Genomic DNA, 18,209 nt, shown 5'->3' with positions numbered 1-18,209 from the left:
GCACGTTCGAGTCGTGTCCTCGCAACCAAGTTAAGAGAATCACATTTGTGGTTCTCTTTTTTATTTATGGAAGAATTTGTTGTTTATATTTTGTATTCAGAGAAATTTAATAAAACATATACTGGTTTTACTTCAAATCTTTTGGAAAGATTCAAATCACATAATGAATTGGGAACAAAAGGTTATACAATCAAATTTAGACCTTGGACTGTAATTCACGTAGAATTTTTCAACGAAAAGAAAGATGCAATGAAAAGAGAAAAATTCTTGAAAACTAGACAAGGAAGACTGTTCATCAAATCTTTGATTAAATAATTGGAGGGCTCATATCCGCCAAAGGCGGACGCACGTTCGAGTCGTGTCCTCGCAACCAACTAAGGGAATCACATTTGTGGTTCTCTTTTTTATTGAGCCCTTTCATAGTTTGTGACTATGAAAGGGTTTTTAATTCGTAATAAAAAGTCTTTAAATAAATTTGTATCTTTGATTATGGCAAAAATCTTAAAAATATACCCGCAAAATCCGCAAGAAAATTTAATAGACGAAGCCGTAAAAGTCCTTCAAAACGGTGGCGTTATTATTTATCCTTCGGATACGATTTATACAATTGGCTGTGATATTTATAATCACAAAGCAATGGAAAGACTTGCTCAAATCAAAGGAATCAAGATTGACAAACACAAATTTTCAATCATCTGTAATGATTTAAGCCATCTTTCTGAGTTTACAAAACCGATAGAAACATCTACTTTTCGTTTCCTGAAAAACCATTTACCTGGCGCATTTACTTTCATTCTGGAAGCGAACAGAAATCTTCCTACTTCTTATAAAGGACACAAAACTGTTGGTATCAGAGTTCCGGATCATATTGTTCCGCAAATGATTGTAGAAAAACTCGGACATCCAATTGTTTCCACTTCTATCCACGATGATGATGATATTTTGGAATATTCTACCGATCCGGAATTGATTGCTGAGAAATATGACAAATTGGTTGATCTCGTCATTGATTCTGGTTATGGAGACAACACAGCTTCCACCATTGTAGATTTGACTTCTGGAGAACCCGAGATTATCAGACAAGGGAAAGGAATTTTATAAGATTCAAGAAAAAAGGCTTCGAGAGCCTCAGCCTGACAACAAACAATTATCAACCGATAACAACAAAAATGAAATTCATAACATCGCCTGCAAAATTGATGAATGTAGAAAACTCTACAGAATTCCTAAAAAGTACAACTCCAAAATTCATCAAGGATTCAGAATTTATCCAATCTTTTTTAACAGAAAAATCACCTAAGTTCTTAGCAGAATTAATGGAAATTTCTCCAAAACTGGCAGACGAAAATTGGGAACGTAATCAAAAATGGACTTCGAAACCAACAGCTAAAAACTCAGCGCCCGCAATGTTTGCTTTTACAGGAGAAGTTTATAGAGGTTTGGATGCGCCAACTTTGGACAAAAATGCGGTTGATTATCTTCAGAAAAATTACAGAATTTTATCTGGTCTTTACGGACTTTTGAAACCTTCAGACAAAATAATGTTGTATCGTCTGGAAATGGGAAGACCTTTCCAGTTTGATTCTTATAAAAACATCTATGAATTCTGGACAGATAAAGTAACTGAACAATTGAATTCTGAGCTTAAAAAAGGAGAATTGCTCATTAATCTTGCTAGTACAGAATATTTTAAAGTCATTAATAAAAAATCTTTAAAAGCAAAAGTTATCGATTTTGAATTTAAACAAATTCAGCCTGATGGAAAACTAAAAACGATTGTTGTTTATACCAAACACGCTCGTGGTTTGGTTTTACGTTTTTGTGCAGAAAATCAAGTTCAAACTTTGGATGAATTGAAGGCTTTTAATTACGAGAATTATCTTTTGGACGAGAAACTTTCGACAGAAACTAATTTGGTTTTCACAAGATAACTATGAAGCTTTCTGAAATCAAAACTGTTTTTCAAACTGAACTTTCTGAAATCTATTCAAAATCTGAGATTGAGGAATTGTTCTCTATTTTTTGTGAATCTTTTTTAGAGTTAAATAAAATTGAATTGCGACATAATCTGGATAAAGATTTGACTGAAATCGATGCAAAAAAATTTTCAGAAGCGCTTTCGGAATTAAAAACAGGGAAACCATTTCAGCAGATTCTTGGCGAAACTGAATTTTATGGAATGAAATTCTTTGTCAATGAACACGTTTTGATTCCTAGACCGGAAACTGAGGAATTGCTGGAATTAGCAATAAATAAGATACAAGAGAAAAGTAAAAAGAATCAAGGTCTTAAGATTCTTGATATTGGAACTGGAAGCGGGATTATTCCGATTGTTTTGAAAAAGTATTTTCCTGAAGCTGAAGTCAGTTCTATTGATATTTCTAAAGATGCACTGGAAATTGCGAAAAGAAATGCTGAATTCCATAAAGTTGAAATCAATTTCGTGAATAAAGATTATCTGAATGAAAGTCTTGATGATATTTATGATGTCATTATCAGCAATCCTCCTTATATCGGAATTGAAGAAAACATTGAAATAGAAGATTCAGTCAAAGGTTTTGAACCTAATTTGGCGCTCTTCTCTCCTACTTCTGATGCTTTGATTTTCTACAGAAAAATTGCAGAAGACTCTAAAAAATATCTTTCCGAAAATGGAATGATTTTTCTTGAAATCAATCAGAAATTGGGAAAAGAAACTTTGGAATTATTCCAAAGTTTCTCTGAATCTGTTTTACTGAAAGATATTTCTGGAAATGATCGGATGATTTTTGGGAGGAAATAAATTTTCGTAATTGTTTATGTCGCTCATCCTGAGCTCTGATTTTGACATGTTCCAATTTTCTACAATCATCTCGCTCCTTTGGAGCTTTCTCAAATTCCGTGTTTTTGATTCAGATTCAGCGTTTTAATTTTGCTAAAACAGAATCGTGAAAAGAATTATAAAACCTCAACATAGCCCCGATGATAGCGGCATCCTTTTTTTGTAAAAAAAAGATATAGCGGACAGCGGGTTGGAATGTTGAAACAAAATTGGAAATGTCTTGCTCCTAATCTTATCCAATTCTCTTTTTGATGAAAATTTCGTAAGCCAAATAAAGTAATGGCAATGCCATAATCCCAACATAGAGTGCATTTTGCATCACAAGCTCAGGATACATTGCAACCCCATAAACTAATCCAAAAAAAGCACCTCCCAAATGTGCAGCGTGCCCGATGTTATCATTCATTCTCGGATTCAACATCATATAAACAGAATAACCGAAATATAATGCTCCAAATATATAACCCGGAATCCTAAGTGGAAGAAAAAGAATACCTAATTGAATATTAACCGGATCCAAAATAACCGCAGCAAAGATAAGTCCAGAAACACCTCCACTAGCACCAATTGCTGAATAAAAAGGAACATTTCTGTAATGATACAAACAGAACAAGTTTCCCAAAAGAATAGAGCCTAAATAGATAATCAAAAAGCTAACGACACCAAAAACTTGTATTACAAACGGTCCAAATGCGAACAAAACGTACATATTCAAAATCAAATGGATAAAATCGCCGTGAAGAAATCCTGCAGATAAAAGTCTTATATACTCTTTTCTTCTTTGGATGCTTCCAACCTCAAATTTGTATTTCTGAAAAAATTCTGGTTGCTGAAATCCGATATAACTGATTACGCAAGTAATTATGATTATGGCTAATAAAACGATGTTCATTGTTTAAAAAATTGATTGTGTTTTTAATTTTCTTCTTCAAAAAGATTGCCGATACTTCCACCTTCGTCATCTAAATCTTCCTGAACTCTTTCTTCTATTTCCGGCTCTTCTTCGATGATCTCTGGTGGTTCGGGAATGGTAATATTGATGTTTTTGACTTTGTCTTTTGTCAATTGATTTCCAATCGCTTTGATTCCTTTTACTGTAATGAATTCATCTAAATCAACAGTTTCCGAATCTTTTTGTTTGCCTTTGATTGTTGGATATACCAATTCTGCAATTGCTCCAACTTCTGTTGTTACAAATTCTAAGAAAGATTTTGGATTGTCGTTGGCGAAGAAAGATTGGACATTTGGTGTATTTTCCAAAAGGAAACGTTTTACAAAATATTTGTCTTTTTCTCCGTCGAAATAGATACAAGTTATCGGTTGCTCTGGTTTCCATTTTTCTAAGATTAAATAATCATCATCAAATCGATTCATCAAATCGAAAGAAACCAATTTTGCCTCGCCTTGAGAATTGATAGTCAAAATCTTATTGTCGCCTTTGAAACTTCCCAATAAAGTTCCTCTTCCATCTGCATTCAGACGCCTTACTGAATCGTCGAACCAGATTTTTCTAGGTGCTAATGTTGAAACACCTTCTTCTTTGAGATCGACTTTTTTGACTGCATATTTGGTGACCAAATTACCTTTGGAATCCCTACCTTTAATAGCCAATTCGGAAAAATCAATGTCTATTTTATTCTTTCTGACTCTTGCATTGGGTTTTAACAATACAGAAACTACCTCCGCTTCTCCATTAGGATTAGCCGAAAAATAAAGCATTTCTGAATATTTTTTGTCAGAAGCCAGTTTGTAATCTGTATTTCTGGTAACTCCTGTCACAGAAAAACGTTTCATATAGAAAGGTCCTTCTCTACCTTCGCGATAAATCATGTTGTAAACCGTGCGCTTATCATTCTTTTTCCAGACTGCTACGTGAACAATATTTTTCCCGATAAAAGTTTTAGCTTCAACCTTTACCACCTTCATTGTTCCATCTTTTTGGAAGGTGATGATGTCATCAATATCGGAACAATCGAAAAGATATTCGTCTTTTTTGAGAGAAGTTCCTATAAATCCTTCTTCCCTATTGACATAGAATTTTTCATTAGCAACCGCAACTTTTGATGCATCAATTGTATCAAAAATTCTTAGCTCGGTTCTTCTTTCTTTTCCTTTTCCGTATTTTTTCTGAATATTAGTATAATAATCTATCGCATAAGTAATAAGATTAGCCAAATGATGTTTCACTTGTTCAATCTTACCTTCCAATGCGAGAATGTTTTCTTTGAATTTATCTAAGTCAAAACGTGAAATTCTCTTGATTCGGATTTCAGTCAGTTTTACAATATCTTCTTCTGTAACCGCTCTCAAAAGATGTTTTGTATGAGGTTTCAAACCTTCATCGATGGTTTTGATCACATCTTCCCAAGACTTGACTTCTTCAATATCGTGATAGATTCTATTCTCGATAAAGATTCTTTCTAATGAAGAAAAATGCCAGCTTTCTTGCAACTCATGAAGTTCAATTTCTAGCTCTTTCTTTAGTAAAGAAACTGTATGATCTGTATTATGTTTCAAAATCTCAGAAACTGATAAGAACATTGGTTTGTCTCCAACAATCACGCAGGCATTTGGCGAAATTGGGACTTCACAATCTGTGAATGCATAAAGCGCATCAATGGTTTTATCTGGTGAAACATCCGGATGAAGATGAATATTAATCTCTACATTATCCGAAGTATTGTCCTCGATTTTTTTGATTTTGATCTTTCCTCTTTCGTTGGCTTTCAAAATACTATCAATAAGATCACCGGTATTCTTGGAAAAAGGAAGTTCTGTAATTGTAAGTAAATGCTTTTCTTTTTGCGAAATTCTTGCTCTTGCTCGGATCTTTCCGCCTCTTTTACCATCATTATAATTGGAAACATCCAGCATTCCGGCAGTCAAAAAATCTGGGAAAACTTCAAATCTTTTTCCCTTGAGATAAAGAATAGAAGCTGTGATCAATTCGTTAAAATTGTGAGGCATAATCTTGGTAGAAAGCCCAACTCCAATTCCCTCAACACCTTGTGCAAGTAGCAATGGAAACTTTACAGGAAGATCAACAGGTTCATTATTTCTTCCATCATAAGATTTGGTCCAGTGCGTTGTTTTTGGGTTGAAGACAATATCTAAAGCTAATGGTGTCAATCTAGCTTCGATATATCTCGCAGCAGCAGCAGAATCACCTGTGTAGATATTTCCCCAGTTACCTTGAGTATCAATTAATAATTCCTTTTGCCCAATTTGCACCATTGCATCGGTAATAGAAGCATCGCCGTGTGGATGATATTTCATCGTATTACCAACTATATTAGCAACCTTGTTATAACGACCGTCTTCCAACTCTCGCATAGAGTGCATAATCCTACGTTGAACTGGCTTGAAACCATCAAAAATAGAAGGAATTGCTCTGTCTAATATTACATAAGATGCATAATCTAAAAACCAATCTTTATACAGCCCCGAAACTTTTTTCAGGCTCTCTTCGTTATGTGTACTTTCTTCCATTAATCTGTTGCTGTATTATCTTCGTGCACGTTTTCCTTATTAAATTTTAAGACTTTGTTCAAAGAAAATTTCAAATCTTTCACCTGCTTTTTGTTCAGAAAAGAAATATCATATTTTAAGATTACAACGTGTGATTTCTTACTGTTAATATAAATATATAACTTCTTAAAAAAAAACACATTAACTAAATTAAACTTAATCAATTTATATTTCGGAAATTCATCTTTTGCATTCTTTTTGGACAATAAAAATAAGATATGATTATTTCTAAAATTAAGTGCTTCCCCATCACTATCATATTCGAACACCGGTTTGCCTAGAAGATAAAGAAAAAGCGACATCAAAGCTGGAAATGCCAATAAAACCCAAGCTTTCCTTCCAAAAATATCAAACTTATTAATCTCTAAAATGTATGCAATAATTCCTAATATAAAAACAATCCCTGCCACTGAATATATAAAACTATAAACAGGAACTTTATTTCTATTACTTAATCTCATTTGTGTGTGTTTTATGTTTTTAGTTTTTATAATTGATTTTCATCTTCTAAGTTTCTATCTCGAGAGCTTCTTTCTTATCAATATCACCTTCTTCAACCACTAGATTATCCAAGATAAACAATTGTCTATCTGGCGTATTTTTTCCCATATAGAATTCTAAAAGCTGCGTAATGGTTTGATCTTTCCCTAAAACCACAGGCTCCAATCTAATATCTTTCCCAATGAAATGTTTGAACTCATCCGGAGAAATTTCTCCCAAACCTTTGAATCGTGTGATTTCCGGATTTTTTCCAAGTTCATTCAATGCCTTCAATCTCTCGGCATCGGAGTAGCAATATCTAGTTTCTTTTTTATTTCTAACACGGAAAAGCGGCGTCTGTAAAATGTACAAATGTCCATTTTTAATCAAATCAGGAAAAAATTGAAGGAAGAATGTAATCATCAACAATCTGATGTGCATCCCGTCAACATCGGCATCAGTTGCTATTACAACATGATTATAACGCAAGTCTTCCAAACTTTCTTCGATATTCAAAGCAGCCTGCAAAAGATTGAATTCTTCGTTTTCATAAACCACTTTTTTCGTCAATCCATAACAGTTAAGCGGTTTTCCTTTCAATGAAAAAACGGCTTGCGTTTCCACATCTCTGGACTTTGTGATAGAACCAGATGCAGAATCTCCCTCGGTTATAAAAATCATTGTTTCAGATTTTCTGGTTGCTTTTTGGTCATTATAATGATGTCTGCAATCTCTCAGTTTTTTATTATGAAGCGATACTTTTTTCGCTCTTTCTCTTGCTAATTTTTGGATTCCGGAAAGTTCTTTTCGTTCTCTTTCAGAAATAAGAATTTTGCGCTGGATAGCCTCTGCAATTTCAGGATTTTTATGAAGGAAATTATCTAATTTATTCTTCAAATAATTGATAACAAAAGTCTTAATCGTCTCCAGCTCTTTACCGTCTTTATCTTGCCCCATTGTTGTAGAACCCAATTTTGTTTTGGTCTGAGATTCAAAAACAGGATTACCAACGTTGATGTAAACTGCACCGATAATAGCTTTTCTAATATCAGTCGCTTCAAAGTTTTTATTGAAAAATTCTCGAATGGTTTTTACATAAGCTTCTTTGAAAGCATTAAGATGCGTACCACCTTGCGAAGTATATTGTCCGTTGACAAAAGAAAAATAGGTTTCAGATTGAGATTTGTCTGAATGCGTAATCGCCAATTCCATATCTTCATCTTTAATGTGGATGATCGGATAAACAATTTCTCCATCAATTTCTTCTTCCAATAAATCTTTCAAACCATTTTGAGATTCGAAAACTTCTCCGTTAAAATAGATTTTTAAACTTAGATTGAGATAAGTGTAATTGCGGAGCATTTTCTCCACATATTCATTTCTGAATTTGAAGTTGACAAAAATGCTGTTATCTGGTGTAAAGGTGATTTCCGTTCCATTTCTTTCGGAAGTTTCGGTTTCATCGTGCAAAACATCCAAACTCCCTTCACGGAATTCGGCAATTCTCACTCTGCCTTCACGAACCGACTTTACTCTAAAATAAGTTGATAAAAAGTTAACTGCTTTTGTCCCTACACCATTCAGACCGATAGATTTTTTGAAAGCGCCGTCATCATATTTCCCTCCCGTATTCATTATGGAAACAACGTCCACAATTTTCCCCAAAGGAATTCCTCGACCGTAATCACGAACAGTTACAGTTCCATCTTTGATTTTTACGTCAATTCTTTTTCCGGCTTTCATCCTGAATTCGTCGATGGAATTATCCAGAACTTCTTTCAGTAAAATATAAATCCCGTCATCCACAGATGAACCATCTCCCAGTTTCCCTATATACATTCCCGGTCTTAGCCGTACATGTTCTCTCGGCTCAAGAGTTCTGATATTATCTTCGGAATAATTTACAGGATTAATTTCACTCATAGTTTTTGAATTTGTAAAACGTTGAAACGGGTTAAAAAATCGATAACTCACAAATTTAACGAAATGGAATTTAATCTGAAAATTTTGTTGAAAAATTTTTCATTAATATCATCAAACTTAGTCCTACAAAAAAGCCAGACAACTGCCTGACTTTATTGATTTTATAATTTAGTTTAAAAATTAATTCCCATCAATCAAATCACCTAATTTCCCAAGGATACTTCCCTCTTCTTTTCTCGTACCAGCTCCATATTGAAGAATCTTTCCGGCCAATCTACTAATCGGCAAAGTCTGAATCCAAACTTTCCCAGGACCTTTCAATTGAGCAAAAAACAAACCTTCACCTCCGAAAAGTGTATTTTTAATACCGCCAACACACTGAATATCATAAGAAACAGATTGTGTAAAAGCCACTATACAACCTGTATCGATTTTCAAAATCTCGCCCGGTTGAAGTTCTTTTTCCATCACATATCCGCCGCTATGAACAAAGCACAGCCCATCACCTTCCAGTTTTTGCATAATGAAACCTTCTCCTCCAAAAAGCCCGGTTCCTAACTTTCTCTGGAATTCAATTCCTATAGAAACACCTTTGGCAGCACAAAGAAAACTATCTTTCTGACAAATGATTTTCTCTCCAAAATCGGATAAATTAAGCGGAATTATTTTCCCCGTATAAGGAGCAGCGAAAGAAACTTGTCTCTTCTGAGAAGAAATATTGGTAAAAACCGTCATAAAAAGACTTTCTCCTGTCAACATTCTTTTTCCGGCCGTAAAAAGCTTATCCATAAAACTATTATGATTTCCGTCCCCAAAAAGCGTTTCCATTTTCACGCCGTCATTCATCATCATAAAACTTCCAGGTTCAGCTATTACAGCTTCATTTGGGTCAAGTTCTATTTCAACACATTGGAGTTCTTCTCCGTAGATTTTATAATCAATTTCGTGATTTCTCATTGTTTCTATTTTTGAGAATTAGTTTAGGATTATTGGGAAATGTTACAAAAAAAGCCTTCAAAATTGAAAGCTTTTAAATTCTATTTCTTGATTATTTTCTTGGAAATAATTTGTGAATCTGTATGGACATTCAAGATATATTGTCCGACAGGAAGCTTTCTAATATCAGCCTCGGAAGCTTGACTTTCAAGAACTATTTTCCCATTCATATCAAAAATTCTGATTTTTTGGATATTCTCAACACCTTTGATTTTTATGAAATCTGATGTTGGATTTGGATAAACTTGAGCATTTATTTTATTAGCATCAGAAACAGCCAATCCCGGAGTTTCCACAACTTCAATATCATCAATCGCAATAAACGCAATATCTGTACAGTTGTAATGTCTAAAAACTACTTTAACATTTTGTCCGGCAAATGAAGTAATATTGATACTAATATTTTTAGCCGTTTCTGTATAACCCGCATCCAGAGTTTCCTCAAAAACAGGCGTTTCATTGCCCGTGAAAGTCGAATTCGCAGGAATTACATAAACCGCATAATGTTCTTGATATAATTCTTCATCAAAAGCACCAACTTTGAATTTTAGCCAAAGTACATCTTGACTTGGCGGCAAAGTAATCGCAGGACTTGTTAATGTATTATCCGGTGTAAAAGCTTCAAGAAACCAAGACCAAGAAGTTGCATACCAACCTGTAAACGCAGGCATCTCATCATCATAAAATTCCCATTTTTGGTCATCGCCGTCTCTATCAACATTTTCCCAAGAGTTTCTTCCGGATTCCGTTTCAAAGTCTTCTTTATAAATAACATTTTGTGAAAATCCCGCAAAACCTAACATTAACAAAGAAGCAAAAATTAATTAATTCTATTTTTAATTCTCGCTAAAGTACAAATAAAAAACTCCCGACAATTCGGGAGTTTATATTTTATAATGATTAAAATCTACTTATACATTAAATCTGAAATGCATCACATCACCATCTTTCACGATGTATTCTTTTCCTTCAACTCTCATTTTTCCGGCTTCTTTAACTTTGGATTCTGAACCGTAATTTACAAAGTCATCATAACCAATAACTTCCGCACGGATAAATCCTTTTTCAAAGTCTGTATGAATCACACCAGCAGCTTGTGGCGCAGTTGCACCTTGGTCTATTGTCCAAGCTCTAACTTCCTTAACACCAGCCGTGAAATAAGTTTGCAGCTTCAACAAATCATATGCTTTTCTAATCAATCGGTTAACACCAGGCTCTTCCAAGCCAAGCTCTTCCAAGAACATTTCTCTTTCTTCGAAAGTTTCCAATTCATTAATATCAGCTTCGATTTGAGCAGCCAAAACAACAACTTCAGCATTTTCGCCTTTTGCCATTTCTTCGATTTTTGCAATCCAATCGTTTCCGTTTTTGATAGAATTTTCATCTACATTACAAACATAAAGAACCGGCTTATTCGTCAACAATTGAACTTCTCCAATAATTGATTTTGTAAAATCATCGGTTGCAAATTCTCTTGCGTTTTTACCGTCTTCAACAAATTTTTGAAGATTTTGTAAAGTCTCGTAAGTCAGAACATCTTCTTTTTTCCCGGATTTGATGAATTTTTTAGCCTTTTCAACAGCTTTTCCAATCGTTTCCAAATCCTTCAACTGAAGTTCTATATCAATGATTTCTTTATCTCTAAGTGGATCAACAGAACCTTCTACGTGAACGATATTTCCGTTGTCGAAACATCTCAAAACGTGAATAATTGCTTCACACTCACGGATATTAGCCAAAAACTGATTTCCAAGACCTTCACCTTTACTTGCTCCTTTTACCAATCCAGCAATGTCCACAATTTCTACAACCGCAGGAATTACTTTTTCCGGATTAATCAATTTTTCAAGTTCAAAAAGTCTTTTATCTGGAACAGAAACCGTTCCCAAGTTAGGCTCAATCGTACAAAACGGATAGTTTGCAGACTGTGCTTTGGCGTTGCTAAGACAATTAAAAAGAGTTGATTTTCCTACATTCGGAAGACCTACGATTCCACATTTCATATGTTCAAGTTCAATGTTTAAAATTAATGTTCAATGCCAAAACTTTTAATTATTAACATTGAATTTCAAGTGTGCAAATATACTATTTTTGAATTTGAATTTTCTACTTTTACACCCTTAATTAAAATCAAAAAATGAGCAGAAAAAAACGCGAATTTCAATCTTCGGAATTACTGAATTCTTTTGCAAAAATCTATGGTTTTGAAGATAAATTGAAAGCTTTTGAAATCAAGGATTTTCTCCAAAATTATCTTTCGGATGCGCTTTTTTCTGAAATTGAAACCGTCAACCTAAAAGAAAAAGTTTTGGTTTTGAGAATCAAATCTCCTCTATTGAAAAATGATTTCCGGATGCGAAAATCATTCTTTCTGAAAAAATTCCAAGAAGTATTGAAAGATGAGTCTTTGATTAATGACCTTCTGATTTTGTAGAAACTTCTTCAATCATCTTCTTACTTTTTTCATCAAGCAAAGACCTTAAAGGAAAGAAAAACCTGAATGGATTCCGGATAAAATATCGAAAAATCTCTCCAAAAATCTCTCTAGCCTCACTCATTTCTACTTTTCTGGAACGGAATGCCAACAACATTGACAACCCAAAGCTGACAATAAAGTTGAAGAATCCAATAATAAAAACTGTAACAAAGGAAATCCAAAACGTATAAGAAGTCACGACAAAATCTTTCCCATAAAGTCCTAACGCAAAATTTCCTGCCGCAAACGTAATGTGACGAATATCTAAATCCAGACCTAGAAAAAGTCCAATCGGAGCGGTTGCACCAAGAAAAACCCCGAACCAAAAATTAGAAATAATTCCTGCCCAATTTTTAGAATAATAAACGGATAAACGTTTTGCAATCTTTTGTCCAAAGAAATAATTGATAAAAGGATTTTTTTCAATTCTCTTCGGAATTTGAAAAAACACTGAATTATTACTGATATTCCCGGAAATCACCCCCGAAATAAAGAGAAAAACTCCAGCAATAGAAGCATGTAAAATTGCTTTGGACTGAAATGGATCTAAGTCGTACAACAACTTACTAGACCTATCAAAGGCAAAATTTTGTTTAAAAAGTATTTCTAGGCCATAAATAATAATCAAAGACACGGGAAAAGACATCAGTACGTTGCCTACAAACGCAATAAACTGTGACCTGAACAGTTGGGAAACGACATGAGCAAACTCTACATACGTACTTCTACTACTACCTTCCGAGAGAACTTTCGCCATTGTAGCAGCCGTCATTGCAGGTTGCTTGGTCGCTAGAGTAAAGTGCATCAGATAAATCATCACAAATCCCATGGCATAGTTCATAGAATACAAAAATGCATGCGCAAAATCGCTCGTATCAATATAACCATAAAGCATTTTCAAAACACAAAGTGCTCCAACAATTACACCTCCTCCCGATGCTTTCCAAAACATCTTCATATAAGATTTGAAAGTCGAAGTAATATAATGCGTTCCCATCTCTGCTGTGTGATTGGTAATGAGATGCGACATCAATCTTGTACTGTCCGAAACTAAATCCTGTAGATTATTCTTATGAGATTTGTACTTTAAAATATTGAAAAATAATTGCTTGGAATTAATCAAATAATCTTTTTCTTCGTCAATCACGAACAACTTGATAATATCAGACATTCTTTGTAATTGTTGTCTGATTTTCAGTAATGACTGATTGGTCTTGCTGGAAATACCATATTTTGAAGAGTTCTTGAAAGCAATATTCACGAATTCCAAACATTGGTCGAGATAGACTTTGGTTTGTTTATAAACCTCATCATTGGAAGTGAATTTGAAATCAGGATTCTTCTTGAAATCAGCATTCAATATGTCTAATTCGTTTTGTAATGCTAAAAATGGATTATCAAAATTCCTATATTCCGGAGCCATTTTTACAACCTCAACATCCAGTGCATTTCCGATTACTCGCCACGCCAAGATATTAAGAGAAAAGAGCATTTCGTTTTTAACATGTTGGGAATTAATATACTTGTCAATTCTCAACAATTTGAAAAGCTCATCCATTTTATCCTCTGCAGAATTCTGGAAAAACTCGAGGTCTTTTTTTGGCGTTACCAAAACATTATCTACCAAATACCAAACAGTATTTTCGTTTTCGATTGGCGGTAAAATTTTATTCAGAACTCGTTTTTTGAACTCAGGATAGAAAGCATTTTCCGAAAGGATGTCCGCTTCTGTCAATGACAAATTAAAAGGCTTATCCTTGAAGACATTATTAATATAGTAAATCAGATTTTCCCTTATCTTGTCATTATCTTTGAGATACGCAGTAAAAACACCTAAATCATCTTTCTTCAGGCTTACAATAATTTCGGATAAAGGTAACAAAGATTGGGTTTCGTTTTGTTCTGAAAAATAATTTTTCAGAATTGTACTGAAGCTGTCTTTTTTAGTTAATCTAATCGCCATATCCTTACAAAAGTAATCATTTCAGAACAATATTGTTCATCTGGCGCATAATCCAACCATGCTTTTTTCTAAGATATGGTGTAGGATTTTTTGGGTCGTACTTTTTAGGATTCGGTAAAACGGTCGCAATCCAAGCCGCTTCACTTTTTGTAAGGTCTTTTGCTGGTTTATTATAATAATACTGTGATGCAGCCTCTATTCCGAAAACACCTTGTCCCATTTCTATAGAATTAAGATACCTTTCCAGAATAACATCTTTGCCCCAGATTTTTTCGATTATAAATGTGTAAATCACTTCCAAACCTTTTCTAATCCAACTTCTGCCTTGCCACAGAAAAACATTTTTTGCAGTTTGTTGCGAGATTGTACTTCCCCCTCTCACTACTTTTCCTTTCTTATCGTTCTTCTTCATTGCCTTTTCGATTTGTTTATAATCGAAACCATTATGTGTGAAAAACAATTGGTCTTCAGAAGCAATCACAGCTTTTTTTATATTACCACCCATATCATCATAGGAGATATAATCACGCTGCAATTTCCCATATTTTACCAATCCTCCGATTTGTGTAAAGGTTATTGGTGGATTAAAGAATATCCCGAAAATAACGAAAAGTATATTCGCTAAGATTAAGAATAAAAACAATTTTTTGACAAGCTTCCACATTGCTAAAAGAAATTTTAAGCGAAATAAAACAATTTTTCTGTCTCGTCAAAATCAATTAGGTAATTAAAGAAGACATGAGTACCAAATATTATTAAAAAATAATTAACAAATAATTATTTGAAAACAGAAAATAGAAATCTAGTTTTGAAACATAAAAAAACTCACAACTAAAATAATTGTGAGTCTTTTGTGAGCGCGAAAGGATTCGAACCTTTGACCGTCTGCTTAGAAGGCAGATGCTCTATCCAGCTGAGCTACGCACCCATTGCAATTTTTTCAAAAATTACTAAAAAATTGTCGGGGCGGCAGGATTCGAACCTGCGACCTCCTGGTCCCAAACCAGGCGCGATGACCGGACTACGCTACGCCCCGAGGATTAAGTTAATATTTTAAATCAAATTGATAAATAAATATTAGCTTTCGATATAAAAAAAGAGATCAAGAATGACCTCCATTTTGTGAGCGCGAAAGGATTCGAACCTTTGACCGTCTGCTTAGAAGGCAGATGCTCTATCCAGCTGAGCTACGCACCCATTGCAATTTTTTCAAAAATTACTAAAAAATTGTCGGGGCGGCAGGATTCGAACCTGCGACCTCCTGGTCCCAAACCAGGCGCGATGACCGGACTACGCTACGCCCCGAGTAGTCATCTTTTGTTGCGGAGAGTAAGGGATTCGAACCCTTGGAACCGTTTCCAGTTCGCTTGTTTAGCAAACAAGTCCTTTCGGCCTCTCAGGCAACTCTCCTTGCAGTTTCCGAGATATATTCTATTCCGTTATTGCGAGTGCAAATATAGAAGACTTTTGCGTAACTACCAAAAAAAATTATTTATTTTTTTTCATATTTTTGAATCGAAAATATAACCTAAAATAGACACGAATGCGTAATTCATTATATCTCATAACCTTAGGAACATTAATTATTTCCTGTGGTTCTCAACAAAAAATTGTAAAAAGTAAAACTCCAGCTCTTCCGAATGCTCCAAAACCGGTGATTACTCAGAAAAAACCAGAAATCAAGGAAGATGAAGGCGAATATTACAAAGTCAATATTGCGGACATTACAAAAAATGATAATACGATAAGTTATGGCTCTATCGTAAGCGCAAATCCTGCAGGCTACAAAGTCACAAAAAATTATTTCCCTGCAATTGGACAAAACTTCCGCCAGAAATATGTGATTCTACATTATACTGTACTTAACGATGAGAAATCAATTTTTACATTGACCCAGCAATCTGTGAGTGCGCATTACCTTGTAAGCACCCTACCAGATAAAGAAATTTACCAAATCGTGGATGAAAACAAAAGGTCTTACCACGCTGGCGTTAGTAATTGGAGAAAAGATCAAAACCTGAATGATACTTCTATTGGAATAGAAATCGTGAATCTTGGCTACACAACCGATTCTCTCAATAACCGTGTATTTTATCCTTATCCCGAAGAGCAATTCAAAAAAGTGGCTGCTTTGGTAAAAGATATTGTGACCAGATATAACATCCAACCAACTAATATCTTAGCACACTCTGATATTGCACCAACCAGAAAGCAAGATCCAGGGCCACTTTTTCCTTGGAAAAGACTTTACGACGAATATCAAATCGGGATGTGGTATGACGAAACAGCGAAACAGACTTTCCTCAATCAAATACTAACAACCAATGATATTAGCTTACAATACTATAATCCGGAATTTGTGTCTAAAATCCAGCAGCAATTAGTCCAGTTTGGATATACATTAACAGTGAATGGTGTTTGGGATAAAACAACCAAACAAACAATTGAGGCTTTCCAATTTCATTTCCGCCCGAGCAATTACAGCGGTATTATGGATGCAGAAACCTGGGCTATTTTGCAGGCTTTGATTCAGAAATATCCGCAGAAATAGTCATATAAAATATATTTTATGAGAAATCATTTCTTTAATTTTTCAATTCTATTGATAACATCATCCATATTCAGTTGTAATAAGATTGAAAAACAAGTTAATGATGAAAGCGAGCTTGTCCCATCAAAATATATTGAACAAAATCAATCTGACACATTAAAAGAACCAAATTATATCGCAATATTTGACCAAGATTCGAAGAAAAAAACTCAACTTTCAATAAACGAACTGAGAATTATCAATCATAATCTAATTAAAGGAGTTAATGATTATAACGATAAATTAAAAATCAGATTAGAGAAATGGAATAAAGAGAGCAAAACATCAACTTTAGATTTCGAAAAAGAAAAACTAAATCTAAGATATTTTTATCGACAGTATTTTGTTTCCACAAACGAATCAGGAGATAAAATTGTAAATGTGTTTTGTTTTTGTGTTTATTACGATGATGATTGGAGAAAGAATCAAGTCTATGTAATGGATGGTGGAAATTGCTATTTGAACATTACAATTAATATTACTAAAAATAAAATAGAATATTTCGGAACCCACGGAGAAGCATAGCATAGACATTAAGAAATCTTACTTACTCAACAACAAAGAAACCCATTCTTCTCTTTGGATTTTCTTTTCAAGTTTGAGGTTTTGTTCCGTACAAACTTCCAAAATATCATCGACATCAAAGAAACACAATCCTGACAACAATAATTTTCCGCCATCCTCCAAAACTGAAACATAAGTTGGAATATCGGAAATCAGAATATTTCTATTAATGTTAGCTAAGATAATTTCGAATTTCTCTTTGCCTAAATTATCCGCAGTTCCAAGTTCAATATCTAATTCTACATTATTACGTTCTGCATTTTCTTTAGAATTTTCTACAGACCATTCGTCGATATCGATTGCAACCGTTCTTCCCGCTCCTTTCTGTTTTGCAAAAATCGCTAAAACCGAAGTTCCGCAACCCATATCAAGCACTTTTTTGTTCTTCAAATCCATATCCAACATTTGCTGAATCATCAAATGGGTTGTAGGATGATGACCTGTTCCAAAAGACATTTTTGGCTGAATCACAATCTCGTGCATATTGGGGTTTAGTTCGTGAAATTCTGCTCGGATAAGGACTTTATCTTCAACATTGATGGGTGAAAAATTCTTTTCCCATTCCTCGTTCCAGTTGATATTTGGCATTTCTTCGTAGGTGTAAGAAATCTCAACTTCTTCGTTTTGCAGAAGGTAGATATTCTTCAGATCCTCTTCTTTAAAAAGGTCTTTTTGAATATATCCTAAAATCCCATCATATTCTTCCGTGAAGCTGTCAAAACCGATTTCTATGAGTTCTGCCATCAATATTTCGTTCCAAGGTTGAAGAGGTTTTATTTTGAAATTAAATTCTAAGTAAGCTGCCATTTTTGATTTTTTGCAAATTTAGTTCATTTTAGAAACTATTTAAACTTCTTTGAAAAATTAA

17 protein-coding genes and 6 tRNA genes (1 of these 23 cut by a window edge) are annotated in these 18,209 nt (G+C 34.2%); 8 read left to right on the top strand and 15 right to left on the bottom strand.

What is annotated here, in order from left to right:
* A tRNA-Met gene (locus RTY06_RS13880) sits at window positions 1–28 on the top strand (it extends 148 nt beyond the left edge of the window).
* Window positions 1–315: GIY-YIG nuclease family protein (locus tag RTY06_RS13875; protein ID WP_312825575.1), on the top strand; the 315-nt coding region annotated here is incomplete at its 5' end. The genes RTY06_RS13880 and RTY06_RS13875, both read left to right, overlap by 28 nt.
* Window positions 316–489: 174 nt before the next feature.
* Complete coding sequence (locus RTY06_RS13870; protein WP_312825574.1) at window positions 490–1,101, top strand: L-threonylcarbamoyladenylate synthase; 612 nt, start codon at window positions 490–492, stop codon at window positions 1,099–1,101.
* Window positions 1,102–1,169: 68 nt separating this feature from the next.
* Entirely contained in the window at window positions 1,170–1,931 is a 762-nt protein-coding gene (gene yaaA, locus RTY06_RS13865; RefSeq protein ID WP_312825573.1) for a peroxide stress protein YaaA, read from the top strand.
* 2 nt (window positions 1,932–1,933) lie between these two features.
* On the top strand, window positions 1,934–2,782 hold the full coding sequence (prmC, locus tag RTY06_RS13860; protein WP_312825572.1) for a peptide chain release factor N(5)-glutamine methyltransferase: 849 nt from the start codon (window positions 1,934–1,936) through the stop codon (window positions 2,780–2,782).
* Between the two features lie 271 nt (window positions 2,783–3,053).
* Here the strand turns inward: prmC and RTY06_RS13855 are convergent, their stop codons facing one another.
* From RTY06_RS13855 to ychF, 7 genes are all read right to left on the bottom strand, one after another.
* The gene (locus RTY06_RS13855) at window positions 3,054–3,713 is read right to left on the bottom strand and encodes a rhomboid family intramembrane serine protease (RefSeq protein WP_312825571.1); all 660 of its coding nucleotides are present in this window, start codon (window positions 3,711–3,713) and stop codon (window positions 3,054–3,056) included.
* A 23-nt stretch (window positions 3,714–3,736) separates the two neighbouring features.
* Window positions 3,737–6,310 carry a DNA gyrase/topoisomerase IV subunit A gene (locus tag RTY06_RS13850; protein WP_312825570.1) on the bottom strand — a complete coding sequence of 858 codons (2,574 nt, stop codon included), beginning with the start codon at window positions 6,308–6,310 and terminating at the stop codon, window positions 3,737–3,739.
* Complete coding sequence (locus RTY06_RS13845; RefSeq protein WP_312825569.1) at window positions 6,310–6,810, bottom strand: hypothetical protein; 501 nt, start codon at window positions 6,808–6,810, stop codon at window positions 6,310–6,312. The genes RTY06_RS13850 and RTY06_RS13845 overlap by 1 nt, the downstream gene beginning before the upstream one ends.
* 46 nt (window positions 6,811–6,856) lie before the next feature.
* Window positions 6,857–8,752, bottom strand: coding sequence for a DNA topoisomerase IV subunit B (locus RTY06_RS13840; RefSeq protein ID WP_312825568.1), 1,896 nt, complete (start codon window positions 8,750–8,752; stop codon window positions 6,857–6,859).
* Window positions 8,753–8,932: 180 nt separating this feature from the next.
* Window positions 8,933–9,709: a TIGR00266 family protein gene (locus tag RTY06_RS13835; RefSeq protein WP_312825567.1), complete on the bottom strand. Its 777-nt coding sequence runs from the start codon at window positions 9,707–9,709 to the stop codon at window positions 8,933–8,935.
* A gap of 80 nt (window positions 9,710–9,789) precedes the next feature.
* Window positions 9,790–10,551, bottom strand: coding sequence for a T9SS-dependent choice-of-anchor J family protein (locus RTY06_RS13830; RefSeq protein WP_312825566.1), 762 nt, complete (start codon window positions 10,549–10,551; stop codon window positions 9,790–9,792).
* Window positions 10,552–10,659: 108 nt separating this feature from the next.
* Window positions 10,660–11,751, bottom strand: coding sequence for a redox-regulated ATPase YchF (ychF, locus tag RTY06_RS13825; protein WP_312825565.1), 1,092 nt, complete (start codon window positions 11,749–11,751; stop codon window positions 10,660–10,662).
* Window positions 11,752–11,885: 134 nt separating this feature from the next.
* On the opposite strand from ychF, the gene RTY06_RS13820 reads away from it, so the two are divergent.
* The gene (locus RTY06_RS13820) at window positions 11,886–12,182 is read left to right on the top strand and encodes a hypothetical protein (protein ID WP_312825564.1); all 297 of its coding nucleotides are present in this window, start codon (window positions 11,886–11,888) and stop codon (window positions 12,180–12,182) included.
* Here RTY06_RS13820 and RTY06_RS13815 read toward each other — a convergent pair.
* The 7 genes from RTY06_RS13815 to RTY06_RS13785 form a co-directional block, all read right to left on the bottom strand.
* Window positions 12,160–14,187 carry a recombinase gene (locus tag RTY06_RS13815; RefSeq protein ID WP_312825563.1) on the bottom strand — a complete coding sequence of 676 codons (2,028 nt, stop codon included), beginning with the start codon at window positions 14,185–14,187 and terminating at the stop codon, window positions 12,160–12,162. The two genes, RTY06_RS13820 and RTY06_RS13815, sit on opposite strands and share 23 nt — an antisense overlap.
* A gap of 16 nt (window positions 14,188–14,203) precedes the next feature.
* Window positions 14,204–14,851, bottom strand: a complete 648-nt coding sequence (gene mtgA / locus RTY06_RS13810) for a monofunctional biosynthetic peptidoglycan transglycosylase (protein ID WP_312825562.1) — start codon at window positions 14,849–14,851, stop codon at window positions 14,204–14,206.
* 190 nt (window positions 14,852–15,041) lie between these two features.
* Window positions 15,042–15,115 (bottom strand) — tRNA-Arg (locus tag RTY06_RS13805).
* Between the two features lie 33 nt (window positions 15,116–15,148).
* Window positions 15,149–15,223, bottom strand: a tRNA-Pro gene (locus tag RTY06_RS13800).
* A gap of 87 nt (window positions 15,224–15,310) precedes the next feature.
* Window positions 15,311–15,384: transfer RNA gene (locus RTY06_RS13795), tRNA-Arg, on the bottom strand.
* 33 nt (window positions 15,385–15,417) lie between these two features.
* A tRNA-Pro gene (locus RTY06_RS13790) sits at window positions 15,418–15,492 on the bottom strand.
* 18 nt (window positions 15,493–15,510) lie between these two features.
* Window positions 15,511–15,597: transfer RNA gene (locus tag RTY06_RS13785), tRNA-Ser, on the bottom strand.
* Window positions 15,598–15,730: 133 nt separating this feature from the next.
* Here RTY06_RS13785 and RTY06_RS13780 point away from each other — a divergent pair.
* Together RTY06_RS13780 and RTY06_RS13775 are read left to right on the top strand one after the other, a co-directional pair.
* On the top strand, window positions 15,731–16,738 hold the full coding sequence (locus RTY06_RS13780) for an N-acetylmuramoyl-L-alanine amidase (RefSeq protein ID WP_312825561.1): 1,008 nt from the start codon (window positions 15,731–15,733) through the stop codon (window positions 16,736–16,738).
* An 18-nt stretch (window positions 16,739–16,756) separates the two neighbouring features.
* The gene (locus RTY06_RS13775; RefSeq protein ID WP_312825560.1) at window positions 16,757–17,302 is read left to right on the top strand and encodes a hypothetical protein; all 546 of its coding nucleotides are present in this window, start codon (window positions 16,757–16,759) and stop codon (window positions 17,300–17,302) included.
* Window positions 17,303–17,320: 18 nt separating this feature from the next.
* On the opposite strand, the gene prmA is transcribed toward RTY06_RS13775, so the two are convergent.
* Window positions 17,321–18,148 carry a 50S ribosomal protein L11 methyltransferase gene (prmA, locus tag RTY06_RS13770; RefSeq protein ID WP_312825559.1) on the bottom strand — a complete coding sequence of 276 codons (828 nt, stop codon included), beginning with the start codon at window positions 18,146–18,148 and terminating at the stop codon, window positions 17,321–17,323.
* Between the last annotated feature and the right edge of the window lie 61 nt (window positions 18,149–18,209).

It is taken from the genome of Epilithonimonas sp. (assembly GCF_032055105.1).
GTDB lineage: Bacteria > Bacteroidota > Bacteroidia > Flavobacteriales > Weeksellaceae > Epilithonimonas.
Note: the sequence above shows the minus strand (reverse complement) of the source record. Positions and strands in the feature narration are given on the sequence as shown.

Excerpts from the sequence above, each read along its gene's own strand:
- RTY06_RS13870 (WP_312825574.1), top strand. The coding sequence starts at position 490 with ATGGCAAAAATCTTAAAAATATACCCGCAAAATCCGCAAGAAAATTTA.
- yaaA (WP_312825573.1), top strand. The coding sequence starts at position 1,170 with ATGAAATTCATAACATCGCCTGCAAAATTGATGAATGTAGAAAACTCT.
- prmC (WP_312825572.1), top strand. The coding sequence starts at position 1,934 with ATGAAGCTTTCTGAAATCAAAACTGTTTTTCAAACTGAACTTTCTGAA.
- RTY06_RS13855 (WP_312825571.1), bottom strand. The coding sequence starts at position 3,713 with ATGAACATCGTTTTATTAGCCATAATCATAATTACTTGCGTAATCAGT.
- RTY06_RS13850 (WP_312825570.1), bottom strand. The coding sequence starts at position 6,310 with ATGGAAGAAAGTACACATAACGAAGAGAGCCTGAAAAAAGTTTCGGGG.
- RTY06_RS13845 (WP_312825569.1), bottom strand. The coding sequence starts at position 6,810 with ATGAGATTAAGTAATAGAAATAAAGTTCCTGTTTATAGTTTTATATAT.
- RTY06_RS13840 (WP_312825568.1), bottom strand. The coding sequence starts at position 8,752 with ATGAGTGAAATTAATCCTGTAAATTATTCCGAAGATAATATCAGAACT.
- RTY06_RS13835 (WP_312825567.1), bottom strand. The coding sequence starts at position 9,709 with ATGAGAAATCACGAAATTGATTATAAAATCTACGGAGAAGAACTCCAA.
- RTY06_RS13830 (WP_312825566.1), bottom strand. The coding sequence starts at position 10,551 with ATGTTAGGTTTTGCGGGATTTTCACAAAATGTTATTTATAAAGAAGAC.
- ychF (WP_312825565.1), bottom strand. The coding sequence starts at position 11,751 with ATGAAATGTGGAATCGTAGGTCTTCCGAATGTAGGAAAATCAACTCTT.
- RTY06_RS13820 (WP_312825564.1), top strand. The coding sequence starts at position 11,886 with ATGAGCAGAAAAAAACGCGAATTTCAATCTTCGGAATTACTGAATTCT.
- RTY06_RS13815 (WP_312825563.1), bottom strand. The coding sequence starts at position 14,187 with ATGGCGATTAGATTAACTAAAAAAGACAGCTTCAGTACAATTCTGAAA.
- mtgA (WP_312825562.1), bottom strand. The coding sequence starts at position 14,851 with ATGTGGAAGCTTGTCAAAAAATTGTTTTTATTCTTAATCTTAGCGAAT.
- RTY06_RS13780 (WP_312825561.1), top strand. The coding sequence starts at position 15,731 with ATGCGTAATTCATTATATCTCATAACCTTAGGAACATTAATTATTTCC.
- RTY06_RS13775 (WP_312825560.1), top strand. The coding sequence starts at position 16,757 with ATGAGAAATCATTTCTTTAATTTTTCAATTCTATTGATAACATCATCC.
- prmA (WP_312825559.1), bottom strand. The coding sequence starts at position 18,148 with ATGGCAGCTTACTTAGAATTTAATTTCAAAATAAAACCTCTTCAACCT.